Origin of the sequence: Paraburkholderia elongata (assembly GCF_013177735.1) — a bacterium.
Classification (GTDB): domain Bacteria; phylum Pseudomonadota; class Gammaproteobacteria; order Burkholderiales; family Burkholderiaceae; genus Paraburkholderia; species Paraburkholderia elongata.
Genome location: NZ_WOEZ01000094.1, coordinates 13,441 through 26,915, shown reverse-complemented (window position 1 = coordinate 26,915; position 13,475 = coordinate 13,441). Strand labels below are relative to the sequence as shown.

11 protein-coding genes are annotated in these 13,475 nt (G+C 61.3%); 8 read left to right on the top strand and 3 right to left on the bottom strand.

The features are described 5' to 3' along the window. Nucleotides 1-4: 4 nt before the first annotated feature. The 5 genes from GNZ13_RS18525 to GNZ13_RS18505 all read left to right on the top strand — a co-directional run bounded on the left by GNZ13_RS18525 (nt 5) and on the right by GNZ13_RS18505 (nt 5,667). The gene (locus GNZ13_RS18525) at nt 5-1,183 is read left to right on the top strand and encodes an electron transfer flavoprotein subunit alpha/FixB family protein (RefSeq protein ID WP_172166948.1); all 1,179 of its coding nucleotides are present in this window, start codon (nt 5-7) and stop codon (nt 1,181-1,183) included. Beyond that, nucleotides 1,180-1,995 (top strand): electron transfer flavoprotein subunit beta/FixA family protein, encoded by an 816-nt coding sequence (locus tag GNZ13_RS18520; protein WP_172166946.1) that lies wholly within the window; start codon nt 1,180-1,182, stop codon nt 1,993-1,995. The genes GNZ13_RS18525 and GNZ13_RS18520 overlap by 4 nt, the downstream gene beginning before the upstream one ends. Nucleotides 1,996-2,068: 73 nt before the next feature. Then, nucleotides 2,069-3,379 carry an aromatic ring-hydroxylating oxygenase subunit alpha gene (locus GNZ13_RS18515; protein ID WP_172166944.1) on the top strand — a complete coding sequence of 437 codons (1,311 nt, stop codon included), beginning with the start codon at nt 2,069-2,071 and terminating at the stop codon, nt 3,377-3,379. 33 nt (nt 3,380-3,412) lie between these two features. Beyond that, entirely contained in the window at nt 3,413-4,672 is a 1,260-nt protein-coding gene (locus tag GNZ13_RS18510) for an FAD-binding oxidoreductase (RefSeq protein WP_407945646.1), read from the top strand. A 137-nt stretch (nt 4,673-4,809) separates the two neighbouring features. Beyond that, on the top strand, nt 4,810-5,667 hold the full coding sequence (locus tag GNZ13_RS18505) for a glycine betaine ABC transporter substrate-binding protein (RefSeq protein ID WP_172166942.1): 858 nt from the start codon (nt 4,810-4,812) through the stop codon (nt 5,665-5,667). A gap of 83 nt (nt 5,668-5,750) precedes the next feature. On the opposite strand, the gene purU is transcribed toward GNZ13_RS18505, so the two are convergent. Beyond that, nucleotides 5,751-6,626 (bottom strand): formyltetrahydrofolate deformylase, encoded by an 876-nt coding sequence (gene purU / locus GNZ13_RS18500; protein ID WP_172166940.1) that lies wholly within the window; start codon nt 6,624-6,626, stop codon nt 5,751-5,753. A 186-nt stretch (nt 6,627-6,812) separates the two neighbouring features. Further along, a complete protein-coding gene (locus GNZ13_RS18495; protein ID WP_172166939.1) occupies nt 6,813-7,727 on the bottom strand; it encodes a choline sulfate utilization transcriptional regulator in 915 nt (304 codons plus the stop codon). A 152-nt stretch (nt 7,728-7,879) separates the two neighbouring features. Here GNZ13_RS18495 and betC point away from each other — a divergent pair, with 152 nt between their 5' ends. The 3 genes from betC (at nt 7,880) to GNZ13_RS18480 (ending at nt 11,899) form a co-directional block, all read left to right on the top strand. Continuing rightward, complete coding sequence (gene betC, locus GNZ13_RS18490) at nt 7,880-9,418, top strand: choline-sulfatase (protein ID WP_172166937.1); 1,539 nt, start codon at nt 7,880-7,882, stop codon at nt 9,416-9,418. Nucleotides 9,419-9,470: 52 nt separating this feature from the next. Next, nucleotides 9,471-10,424 (top strand): choline ABC transporter substrate-binding protein, encoded by a 954-nt coding sequence (locus GNZ13_RS18485; protein ID WP_172166935.1) that lies wholly within the window; start codon nt 9,471-9,473, stop codon nt 10,422-10,424. 326 nt (nt 10,425-10,750) lie between these two features. Next, nucleotides 10,751-11,899 carry a porin gene (locus GNZ13_RS18480; protein ID WP_172166933.1) on the top strand — a complete coding sequence of 383 codons (1,149 nt, stop codon included), beginning with the start codon at nt 10,751-10,753 and terminating at the stop codon, nt 11,897-11,899. 65 nt (nt 11,900-11,964) lie between these two features. Here GNZ13_RS18480 and GNZ13_RS18475 read toward each other — a convergent pair whose 3' ends face one another. Further along, entirely contained in the window at nt 11,965-13,437 is a 1,473-nt protein-coding gene (locus tag GNZ13_RS18475) for a benzaldehyde dehydrogenase (protein WP_172166931.1), read from the bottom strand. Nucleotides 13,438-13,475 lie beyond the last annotated feature (38 nt).

Sequence of the window (13,475 nt, the reverse complement as noted above, 5' to 3'; positions counted from 1 at the left end):
CGCGATGAATAATCTCAAACGAATCGACCCGCGCCGACCGTTCACGATCACGGCCGAGGGCCTCAAGCGCATCACGCTCGGTATGACGGGTGTCGCAGGCTCGATGGAATTCGCGGCGCATGACTCCACGGGGTCGGCGCATCGCGAGCACGCGAAACCGCGCCGCACGACGGCCGCCGCGCAGCGTGTGCTGCTGGTGGCGGCTCACGCGGACCGCGGCGCGCTGGATGATCACGCGCGCCAGACCCTGGCCGCCGCCGCGCTGATCGCGGACACGACAACCGAAGTCCTACTGCTCGTATTCGGCGAGTTCACTGGCGACGCCGCCGCGCTCGGCGCCGACAAGCTGATCGAGTTGCCGATGTTTGACCGCCGCGTTTTCGCGCCGCTGGACGAATTGAACGCACTGGCCGCATGCGTCGCGGCCTATGCGCCGGCGCACATTTTCCTGCCCGACAACGCCACCGGCGACGGCGACCTCGGCCGCCGTTATGCGGCAGCTGCGAACGCGAGCGTCGCGACGCATGTCGTCGAGATCGATGCGGCGCATGTCGCGGCTTATATTCAGACGAATACGGCGTTCGCCGTGCGTGCACTGCCTGAAGTCATTTTGCTTGCACCGAATGCGGTCGATCCGAAGCTGCCGTTTGTCGGCGCGGGTGAGCGAGTGGTGTGGCGTTTCGATGGCGAACCGGCCTCGCCAAAAAGCATCGTGCGCGATCTGGGCATCGAGGAAATCGACGCTGCCCAGCTCGCGCTCGAAGAGGCGGATTTCATCGTCTCGGCAGGCAATGGTGTCAGCGATGTCCCCGCGTTCGAGCGTCTGGCAGCCACGTTAGGCGCCGCGATCGGCGCAAGCCGCGTTGCGGTGGACGACGGCAAGTTCACCCGCGACAAGCAGATTGGTGCCACGGGCAAGACCGTCGAGGCGAGCGTCTACATCGCGTTCGGCATTTCCGGTGCGGTTCAGCATCTGCAGGGCATCAAGGATTGCCGGCACGTGATCGCCGTGAATCTAGACGCCAGCGCGCCGATCGCCAAACGCGCGAATCTGACCGTCATCGCCGATGCGCAGGAGACCATCGCGGCGCTGAACGAAGCCGCGGAGGCTGCGCGTACGGCACGCGGCACCGGTGCTGCGCTATTGAATTCAAAGGCTGTTGCGGAAGGAGCGCTTGCATGAAGATCGCCGTACTGGTTTCCGTGGGGCGGCACCCGGTCAGCGGCACCGCGCGTTACAGCCGTAACGACGCTGCCGCGCTGACGATAGCGCTTTCGCTCGCCAAAACGCACGGCGCGACGCTCGACGTGTTGCATGCGGGCGATCCGTCGAACCCGGCGCTGAAGGAGTATCTCGCGCTCGGCGCGCGCACTGTCGAGGTGCTCGAAGTGCCGGCGACGCCTGAATTGCAAGGCGATGCGATAGCGCCGCTCGCGGCACGTCTGCGCGGTTACGACCTTGTATTGACCGGCACCCGCGCCGAAGGCGCCTTCGATAGCGGCATGCTGCCGTATCGCGTCGCCAGTGCGTTGGACATGCCACTGGTCGGTGCAGCCGTCGATCTGACGCTGCGCGACGGTTGCGCCGAAGTCCGGCAATTCATGCCGAAGGGCTTGCGCCGGCGTGTCGAAGTGCAGTTGCCGGCTTTGATCGCGGTGCATCCGATGGCCAACACGGCACCGAGCTACGCCTATGCAAGGCTGCGCGAAGGCACGATCAGCACGATCCGCCCGGTCGCGACAAAAACGCCCGGGAGGCCGGACGCCGGAAGCCCGCACGCAGCCAACCCCGACGACCTCGCCTGGACGACCCGTCCCGCGACCGCCAAACCGGTGCGTCTCGCCGCCGCCGAGAAGCGCTCGGGCCATGCCCGCATGCTCTCGGCGACGACGACCGAAAGCCGCGGCGGCAGCGTCGTAATTGAAGGGAGTTCCGTCGAAAAAGCACAAGTGATCCTCGCGTATTTGCGCGAGCATCAACTCGTGGATTACTGAATTCCGGTTCGGGCCAGCATGCGACCAGGAGGGCCTGGCGCGGCGCCAGACGTGACATGCAACGGAGCACACTATGAAAGTTTCGGCAGACGTTCGCGCAATGATCGAACGCCGCAAAAGGAATCACACACTGGAAGCGCCGTTCTATACGGGCGAGGATATTTTCGCGCTCGATATGGAGGCGATTTTCCGCAAGCACTGGATTCAGGTCGCGGTGGAACCGGACGTACCGGAGCCGGGCGACTACATCACAGTGGAAATCGGCAACGATTCGATTCTGATCGTACGCGACGACGACATGCAGGTACGGGCGTTCCATAACGTTTGCCGTCATCGTGGCGCGCGTTTGTGCAATACGGACAAAGGTTCACTCGGCAATATCGTCTGCCCGTATCACAGCTGGACCTACAACCTGAACGGCGATCTGATGTTCGCCGAGCACATGGGCGACCAGTTCGACCGCTGCAAACACAGCCTGAAAGCGGTGCACCTCGAGAATCTCGCCGGCCTGATCTTCATCTGCCTCGCGGACGAACCGCCCGCCGACTTCGCCGTGATGCGCGCCGCGATGGAGCCGTATCTGTTGCCGCACGATCTCGCTAGCTGCAAGGTCGCGGCGTCGATCGACATCATCGAAGAGGGTAACTGGAAGCTCACGATGGAAAACAATCGCGAGTGCTACCACTGCGTCGCGAACCATCCCGAGCTGACGATTTCGCTTTACGAATACGGCTTTGGCTATCAACGCACGCCCGCCAACGAAGAAGGCATGGCCGCGTTCGAAGCGACCGTGGCGCGGCGTACCGCGCAATGGGAAGCGATGAACCTGCCGTCGGCGGAAATCGACCGCCTGGCCGATCTGGTCACGGGGTTCCGCACGCAACGCCTGCCGCTCGATCGCGACGGCGAATCGCAGACCATGGACGCGAAGGTGGCATCGAAGAAACTGCTCGGCGGTTTCGAGCAGGCCGATCTCGGTGGCCTCTCGTTCTGGACGCAGCCGAATTCGTGGCATCACTTCATGAGCGATCATATCGTCAGCTTTTCGGTGATTCCGCTGTCGGCGGGTAAAACGCTGGTGCGCACCAAGTGGCTCGTCCACAAGGATGCACGCGAAGGCATCGATTACGACGTGAACAATCTCACGGCCGTGTGGCGCGCCACCAATGACCAGGACCGCGCGCTTGTGGAGTACTCGCAACGCGGCGCAACCAGCAGCGCCTACGAGCCGGGCCCGTATTCGCCGTTCACCGAAGGTCTCGTCGAGAAGTTCTGCGAGTGGTACATCGGCCGCATGGCGGAGTACAGCAATGCGCCCCAAACCCATGATGCCGGCGACGCGCCGACTTCTCACGGCGAAAAAGTCGTGTCTTTCATGCGCTGAGCGCGATACCGCAACCAGGAGCGGGAGAAAATAATGATGCGCGATCAGGCGACGCTTCAGCTCAGCCCCGAGCCAGCTCCAAACCGCGAGACTGCAAACCGTGAGACTTTAAGCCGAGTAACGCAGCCTCGGTTCTGGGAGACGTTGCCGGCGCGCTGGAACAGCGATACCGACGACACGCTGGTGTGCTGCCAGGTCCGCCAGGAAACCCACGACGTCAAGAGCTTTTTCTTTCGCGCGCCGTCCGAGCGGGCGTTCGTGTTCGAGCCGGGGCAGTTCATTACGCTGGAGCTGGAGATCGACGGCGAGGCGGTGAATCGCTGCTATACGATCTCCTCGCCACCCACGCGTCCACACACCATCTCCATCACCGTGAAGCGCGTGCCGGGTGGCAAGGTGTCGAACTGGCTGCACGACAAGCTGCACGCGGGCATGCAGGTTCGTGTGCTGGGGCCGTCCGGCGAGTTCACCTGTGCGCGGCATCCGGCGCGTAAGTTTCTGTTTTTGTCGGCAGGTTCGGGCGTTACGCCGTTGATGTCGATGAGCCGTGCGCATCACGAACTCGGCGAAGATAGCGACATCGTATTCGTGCACAGCGCCCGCACGCCCGACGACATCATCTTCGCGCGCGAGCTCGATCTGATTGCGTCGAATCAGGCCAATTTCCGCACGGCGTTTGTCTGTGAACGGCTTGGTGCACGGACCAATTGGCCTGGCGTCACTGGCTTTCTGACCTTGCCCTTACTTAAACTCATCGCGCCGGATTTTCTGGATCGCGAGATTTTCACCTGCGGTCCCGCGCCGTACATGCAGGCAGTCCGGAATTTGCTGGCTGAAGGCGGCTTCGATCGCAGCCATTATCACGAGGAGAGCTTCTCGTTCGAGACGATCAGCGAGGTCGCCGCGCAATTGACGACCGCGCATGTCGCCGATGCGTTGCACGCGCCGACAGCCAATGCTGAGAGCTTTGTCGAAACGCGCGAACAGGCGGCGGGGTTCACACCCGCACTGGTGCCGCTCGAGACGGAAACGAAGTTCAAGGTGAGCTTCGCCAAAAGCAATCGCGAGATCGAATGCGGCAGCGGCCAGCATGTACTCGACGCCGCAAAGAAGGCCGGCGTGCGGCTCCCGGCCTCGTGCACGCAGGGCATGTGCGGCACTTGCAAAGTGAAGCTGGTGTCCGGCGAAGTCGCCATGAAACACGCCGGCGGCATTCGTCAGCGCGAAATCGATCAGGGCATGGTGCTGCTGTGCTGCAGCAAGCCGTTGAGCGATCTCGTCGTCGATAAGTAAGACAAGAACGGAACCCGGACTCGCGGTCGAGGTCGCCTGCGGACAACTGGATGTCGGAAAACAACGCTACCTGGTAATTCTGGCTGGCGATTCTAAATGCTCAATGGGTAGTTTGGACGGCGAACGGGAGAACGGCGATGAGACTGGTCAAGAAGGTACTGATGTTGAGCGTATTGAGCGCGGCGCTGGCGGCAAGCAGCGTGAGCGTGTCGGCCGATACCAAGCCGACCATCAAGATCGGCTATGTGGAGGGTTGGGACGACAGCGTCGCAACGGCGAACGTGGCCGCGCGCGTGATCGAGAAGCGCCTCGGCTATCAGGTGCAGCTCGTGCCCGTCGCGGCCGGTGTGATGTGGCAAGGTGTGGCGCGCGGCGACCTCGACGCGACGCTGTCCGCGTGGCTGCCGGTCACGCATGGCGCGTACTGGAACAACTTCAAGGATAAAGTCGTCGACCTGGGTCCCAACTTTAACGATGCGAAGATCGGTCTGATCGTGCCGGATAACGCTGACGTGAAGAGCGTCGGCGATCTCGAAGCGAAGAAGGCGGAATTCGGCTCGCGTATTGTCGGTATCGATGCCGGCGCGGGCGTGATGCAGAAAACCAGCGAAGCGATCAAGGCATACGGACTAGACTATCAGTTGATGCCGAGCTCGGGCAGCGCGATGACCGCGGAACTGGCGCGTTCGGAAGCGGCGAGCAAGCCGATTATCGTGACCGGTTGGAAGCCGCATTGGATGTTCGCGAAGTACAAGCTCAAATTCCTCGACGATCCGAAGAAGGTGTTTGGCGAATCGGAACACGTGGATAGCGTCGTCAATCCTGGACTGGAGACGAAGGCGCCGCCGGTTGTCGCGTTCCTCAAGAAGTTTCAATGGAAGCCGGGCGAGATCGACAGCGTGATGCTGGCGACGCAAAACGGTGAGAAGCCTACGGCCGCCGCCGATGCGTGGATCAGCGCGCATGGGGATCGTGTGGATAGCTGGGTGAAGTAAGTTCGTGCTTCGCGCGAATGAGTTGCCGCTTCTTTTGAGCGGCAACTTCCACAAAGAACGCCGCTTTTTCAAGCGGCGTTTTTTTATTGCAGGACGACCGTCCGATCGCCGTTGATGAACACCCGTCGCTCGATAAACGCCTTCACGGCCCGCGCAAGCGTGATGCATTCGACGTCGCGTCCTGTCGCAAGCAGCCGCTCCGGGCTGTACGAGTGATCGACGCGCTCCACGACTTGCTCGATGATCGGACCTTCGTCGAGATCGTCGGTGACAAAGTGTGCGGTTGCGCCGATCAGCTTCACGCCGCGGGCATGCGCCTGGTGATAAGGCTTTGCACCTTTGAAGCCGGGCAGAAACGAATGGTGGATGTTGATCGCGCGGGCCGCGAGGGCACGGCTCGTTTCGCCGGAGAGAATCTGCATGTAGCGGGCAAGGATCATCAATTCGGCGCCTGATGTCTCGAACAGGTCGAGCAAACGCGCCTCCTGTTGCGACTTGGTATCGGCGCTGATCGGCAGATGATGGAACGGCAGGCCGTGCTGTTGCGCGAGCGGTTCCAGATCGCGATGGTTCGAGGCAATGCCGACAATATCCATCTTCAACTCACGCATGCGCCAGCGGAACAGCAGATCGGCGAGACAGTGTTCGAGTTTCGACACCATGATCAGCACCTTCGGCCGCGTGCCGACGTCATGCATCGCCCACGTCATCCGAAAACGCTCGGCGATCGATTCGAATTCGCGCTTGAGTGCCGCGATATGCAGGGTCTCGTTGGTGTCGACGCCATGAAACACGCAGCGTACGAAGAAGCGCTCGCTGAGGTCGTCGTCGAAAACGGTCAGTTCGTCGATATAGCAATGATGCCGGTCGAGAAAGCCGACGACGGCGGCAACCTGGCCCGCCGCGCTCGGACAGGCGACCGTGAGAACCAGTTGATCGGGACGGGAATCGGCGGACATGCGCTCTCCACTTAGGCAATAGGGCAACGCCGCGGGGCGCGGCATGCATCATCGCAGTAGAGCAAATCAGTGGGTCACGGGGATAGAAGCTAACCGCCGTCGCGTTGGAATGGGAACGTCAGGTGAGGCTGGGGCGGGAGACTGAACGCAACGGAACGCGACGCGAGACGTCGACTTTTGTCGCGCTCATTCGGCGTCGAGCCCGCATTCGCCGAGCAGCCATTGCCGGAATGCGCTGACCGCCGGTGTCGCCGCGCGCTGCGTGACGAGCAGATAGCCGCGTTCTGTGACCACGGGTGTATCGAACGGTTCGACGAGTTGCCCAGTGGCAAGCAGTTCGTCGACCAGAGGCGCCCAGCCGAGCGCGACGCCCTGGCCCATGATCGCTGCGTGGGCCACGAGCGTAAAACTGTTGAACGTGATGCCGCCATGCGCGGCGGGCGCATCCAGACCCTGCGCCGCGAACCAGTCGGCCCACGACAGCCAGCGTGCCGGCTGGGTGGGTTCGAGATGCAGCAGCGGCAAGCTCATCAGGTCGGAGGGCGTACGCAACTGCGGATGCGCCGTCAGAAACGCCGGACTGCACACCGGCGTGACACGCTCTGGAAATAGCTTGAGCGCACCTCGCGCGGTCCAGTCCGCGTCCTCATCGCCGAACGCAATCGCAATGTCCGCCTGATCGTGCGATGGATCGAATACGTTCTGCGACGTGATGATCTTTACATCGACATCCGGCATCAGCGCCTTGAATTGCGACAGGCGCGGCATCAGCCAGTAGGTTGCGAAACCGAAGTCGGTGGAGAGCGTGAGGGTTTGGGGCGTGCGCCGCGCGCGGATTTCGGCGGTGGCGAGGCGGATGGTGTCGAGGGCGTTGCGCACCGCTTCGAAGAGGCGCACTCCGTCTTCCGTCAGCGTGACGCCGCGATGGCCGCGTTCGAACAGCGGTGCGCCCAGTGCTTCCTCGAGTTGCACCACGCGCTGGCTGACCGCCGGCTGCGTCGAGCCCAGTTCGCGTGCTGCCGCCGTGAAGCTCGCGAGACGCGCTGCGGATTCGAACATCGTCAACGCCTGCATAGGCGGCAAGCGATCCTGCCTCGACATAAGTCCCCCTTATAGGCACATAACGATTTGCCGTCTTCACAGCGGCGAATTGGACAGCAATAGTGGTGTTCATGCGGGCCCGGCACGCCAGTTATCCCACTTGCAACGACACCCGCCCCCCCTATCTGCGATTCTATTCGAGGCGCGCTCCAATGCTTGACACGAAACAGAATATTCTTATTCTTATGGCCGACCAGATGACGCCGTTTGCGCTTGCCAAATACGGACATCGTCTAACGAAGACCCCCAATCTCGATCGCCTCGCGAAGCACGGCGTGGTATTCGACTCGGCGTATTGCGCCAGTCCGCTGTGTGCGCCATCGCGCTTTTCCTTTTTATCGGGCAAGCTGCCGTCGGCGATCGGCGCCTATGACAATGCAGCAGAATTTCCGTCGCAAACGCTGACATTCGCGCATTATCTTCGTGCCGAAGGGTATCGCACGATCCTGTCCGGCAAAATGCATTTCTGCGGCGCTGATCAGTTGCATGGTTTCGAAGAGCGGCTCACAACCGACATCTATCCCGCCGATTTCGGCTGGACGCCGAACTGGGACGATTTCGAAACGCGCCCCACGTGGTACCACAACATGAGTTCGGTGATCGACGCGGGCCCTTGCGTGCGCACGAACCAACTCGATTTCGACGATGAAGTCACGTTCACCACGCGCCAGAGGCTCTTCGATATCGCGCGGGAGCGACATGCCGGCAAAGATGCCCGACCGTTCTGCCTGGTCGCTTCGCTGACGCATCCGCACGACCCGTACGCGATTCCGCAGAAGTACTGGGACATGTATGCGGATGAAGATATCGAACTGCCCGTGCATCGCGATTCGCTCGATGAAGCCGATCCACATTCGAAGCGTTTGCGGCGTGTGTGTGAAACCGACCGCACGCCGCCGACCGACCAGCAGATCCGCAATGCACGGCGCGCTTATTACGGCGCGATTTCCTACGTCGACGATCAGTTTGGTGCGATCCTCGAGGCGCTCGAACAGTCAGGGCTCGCAAAAGATACCGTTATCGTGGTGACGTCGGACCACGGTGAGATGCTCGGAGAACGCGGGCTCTGGTACAAGATGACGTTCTTCGAAGGCGGCTGCCGGGTACCGCTGATCGTGCATGCGCCGCAGCAATTCGACGCGCATCGTGTGCACGAGTCGGTCTCGCATCTCGACCTGCTGCCCACGCTGGTGGAAATGGCGCGCGGCGAACAGCCCGCCGTCTGGCCGGATTCGCTCGATGGTCAAAGTCTCGTCCCGCATCTGCGTGGCGCCCACAGTGGCCACGACGAAGCAATTGGCGAATACCTGGCGGAAGGCGCTATTGCGCCGATCGTGATGCTGCGGCGTGGGCGCTTCAAATTCATTCACACGCCAGCCGATCCCGACCAACTCTATGACGTGACAGCAGACCCGCTCGAACGCGAGAACCTCGCAGCGCGCGCCGAATATACATCACAGGTCGCGGCATTTCGTGAGGAGGTCGCACGACGCTGGGACCTCGCCGCACTGCACCACGAAGTACTGAGAAGCCAGCGCCGCCGTCGTTTCCATTTCGAGGCCACGACGCAAGGCACGGTCGCGTCATGGGACTGGCAGCCGCATGTCGATGCAAGCCAGCGCTATATGCGCAATCACATCGACCTCGACACCCTCGAAGCGATGGCACGTTTTCCCGCCGTGACGCGTTGATGTCTCCGTTTACGATTCATCCCACTTACCATCCCACACCCAGGAAGCCGACATGATGATTAAGTTCTTCAAACAGGCGGTATCCGGCGTCGCGCTGCTGTGCGCGGCGGCCACCTTTGCCGCGGCCGCCGAGCCGCAGTCCTGTACGCAGGTCAACATGGCGGGGCCTGGCTGGACCGACATCGACGCGACCAATGCGATGACCGGCGTGCTGTTGAAGGCGCTCGGCTACCATCAGAACGTGGCGAACCTGTCGGTGCCGATTACCTATCAAGGCCTGAAGAAAGGGCAGATCGACGTGTTTCTCGGCAACTGGATGCCGGCGCAAGCACCGGTCGTCAAGCCGTTCGAAGATGAAAAGTCGATCGAGGTCGTGCATCCGAATCTGAGCAACGCGAAGTTCACACTCGCGGTGCCCGACTACGTGGCGGCTGCGGGCGTGCATTCATTCGCGGATCTCGCGAAGAACGCAGACAAGTTCGACAGCAAGATCTATGGCATCGAACCGGGGGCGCCGGCCAATCAGAATATCAAGAAGATGGTCGACGACAAGGCGTACGGGCTCGGCAACTGGAAGCTCGTCGAATCGAGCGAGACGGGCATGCTCACGCAGGTCGAGCGCGCCGTGCGAGCAAAGAAATGGATCGTGTTCCTTGCATGGGAGCCGCATCTGATGAACACGAAGTTCAAGCTGACCTACCTGGATGGCGGCGACAAGTACTTCGGGCCGAACTACGGCGGCGCTACGGTCAATACCGTTGCGCGCAGCGGGTACGCCGAGCAGTGTCCGAATGTCGGCCGCCTGTTCAGGCAACTCACGTTCAATGTCGATCTGGAGAACGGCGTGATCACCGAGGTGCTGGAGAAGAAGACCGGCGTCGATGCGGCTGCTACCGAAGCACTCAAACGCCACCCCGAATTGCTGAAGTCATGGCTTGACGGCGTGAACACCGCCAGCGGCGCCAACGGATTGCAAGCAGTGCAAACCGCACTCGGTGTGAAATAGTCCCGGCATTCCAGATTTCGAGGTCGCTACTCGACAGATTTATGTCGCATCCGGTCGAATCCTTATAAATATGGACCCGTATTCTTGATCCGTCGATGCAGGCATGGCAGATGATCGTATGCATTGCCGATAGCTTCAATCCGCTTAGCTGGCTTATTCAGATCTAGTCGCTGTGGTCAGCTTTAGCGAGCTTCAATCCGTTTCAACCAGTCTCAGCCGGTTTCGAACTGCCCGTCATGCGAGAAGCGCCGCGCGTTGGAAGACAGCGCGCAGCAGGGATCGCTTTATCCAACGAAATACGCAGGCAAAGAGCAGGGGAGCATTAGATGAAGAAAAGAAATGCCGTTAGCCTTTCGGGACTCGCTCTCGCGGCAAGCGCTATATGCGCACCGACGGTGGTCCATGCGCAAAGCAGCGTCACCCTGTACGGGATTCTGGACGCCGGCATCACCTACGTGAACAACGCCGGCGGCGCACACCAGTTCAAATTCGACGACGGCGTTTCGTACGGCAACCGGATCGGCTTCAAAGGCGTGGAAGATCTCGGCGGCGGCTTGCAAGCGGTGTTCGTGCTCGAATCGGGTTTTCACCTGAGCAACGGGCAATTGGGATTCGGTGGCGCTGAATTCGGACGCCAAGCTTATGTCGGCATCAAGAACGGGTGGGGGACTTTCTCGTTCGGCAACCAGCTCGATACGACCGAAGAGTTCGTCTATCTGTACAACATCTCCGCATGGGCGAGCGGCTATGCGATTCACCAGGGCGACTTCGACCGGATGAACGGCGACCGTCTGCCGAATTCGGTGAAGTTTCTGTCGAACGATTTTGCCGGCTTCACCTTCGGCGGTATGTACTCGTTCGGCAACACCGCTGGCGACTTCCATCAGAAGAGCGCATGGAGCGTGGGCGCGCATTATGACCACGGTCCGTTCAACATGGGCGTGGCGTATACGCAGTTGAACAATCCGTTCGGCATTTATGCTTTCGACCCGTACGCGATGATCGGCACGCGCACCTTCCTCGGCAAGCCGACCGTTTCCGTCGATCCGGCCACCGGCGCGGTGACCGATCTGTATAGCTCGTCGGCATTCCCGGTGGATAAGCAAGGCGCGTTTGCCGTTGGTGCCGCCTATACGATCGGCGACCTGATGCTCTCCGGCGACTTCACCTACACGACGATCAAGGGCTTCGGTCAGACCTCGCATATGCAGGTTTATGAAGCGGGCGCGTCGTATAACTTCACGCCTGCGTTGTCGCTGTATGGTGGCTATCAGCATACGAGCTTCGAAGGCAATCACTGGAACCAGGGCTCGCTCGGGCTTCACTACCTGCTGTCCAAACGTACCGATGTGTATGTTTCCGGCGACTACCTGCGTGCGTCGAATGGCGTGAATGCGGTGATCGGTTACAGCTTCGCGCCGTCGACGTCGAATACGCAGTCCGATGTGCGGATCGGGATGCGGCATTCGTTCTGAGGCATTGTCAGCGCATTGACGCGGGCGGGTTCCCAGGCTGCGGGGGCCGCTCGCGTGTGGTCGGATCAGAACGGATAGGCGGGAATCCGCGACCGGGTCGTGATCCATTGCCACTCGCTGAATTGATCGGCATTGGTCAGCGTGCTGTGATTGAAGCCGTTGCCCGAGGCGCCGACCCCACCGATCGGGCCATATACCTCGTGGAGCACCGTCTGATCGTTGATGTGGATGACGCCCGAGTGAAGGCGGTCGGCAATGCCTTGCGCGCGGGCGAGATTGGCCGATGCCACGGCCGCTACGAGACCATACTCCGTCGCATTGGCGAGCTCGACCGCCTCGTCGTCGGTGCGGAATGTGGTGATCGGCGCCACGGGGCCAAAGATCTCCTCGTCGAACGCGGCCATGCCACGTGTCACGCCAGTGATCACGGTCGGTTCGAAAAAGAGCCCGTTGCGCGAGCCGCCGGTCAATGCCTTTGCGCCTTTGGCGAGTGTCTCGGCGACAATGCGCTCCACATTGGCGGCCTGACGCTCATTGATGATGGGGCCGAGTTGAACCCTCTCGTCAAAGGGATCGTCGACGATCAGCGCCTTGGCTTTTCTTGCCAGCGCTTCGGCGTACGCGTCGGCGATTCCCTCGTGAACGAGGTGACGGCCGGCGGTGAGGCAAATCTGTCCCTGATGGAAAAACGCACCCCACGCTCCGGCGCTCGCCGCTGCCTCGATATCCGCGTCGTCCAGCACGATATAGGGATTGTTGCCGCCAAGCTCGAGTGAGACGCGCTTGAGCTGACCACCCGCAATCGAGCCGATCTGCCGCCCCACGCGGGTCGACCCCGTGAAGCTGATCATATCGACGAGCGGCTCCTTGACGAGTGCCGCGCCCGTGTCGGCGCCGCCGGGCAGAACATGGAAGAGTCCGGCAGGCAGACCGGCTTCTTCGAACAGACGCGCGAAACTTACGCCGCCCGCCACCGGTGTTTGCGAATCGGGCTTAAGTATCACCGCATTGCCGATTGCGAGGGCCGGGCCGATTGCTCGCGAGCCCAGAATGAACGGCGAGTTCCAGGGCGTAATGACGCCGATCACGCCGATCGGGATGCGCCGCGCAATGCTCTGGCGACCGGCCTCCGCAGTGGACGTGAGCACGCCCGCCGGCTGACTGCCAAGCGCCGCGGCTTCCAGAACTTCACGGGCGGACATCTGAACTTCCCACAATGCTTTCGCCCTGATCGAGCCGGTTTCCCTGACGATCTGATCGGCGAGTTCATCGGCGTGCATCATTACCAGCCGGGAAAACTCCCTGAGTACATCGCCGCGCAGCGGGCCCGGGTTTTTTGCCCAGTCCTTTTGGGCCTCGCGTGCAATAGCGGCCGCTACCGACACATCCTTCGGCGAAGCGATACCGATTTCGCCGAGCTTCGCGCCCGTTGCCTTCTCGATCACATTTTCGGCACCGAGGCCGGGGTTCTTCCATCCATTGCTGTAGATTTTCGCGCTCCAGACTTCTGTCGGAGCGAGCAGTGCTTGGGTCGTCATATTCAGTTCTCCAGGATGCCGAAACAGTTCGAATTTGC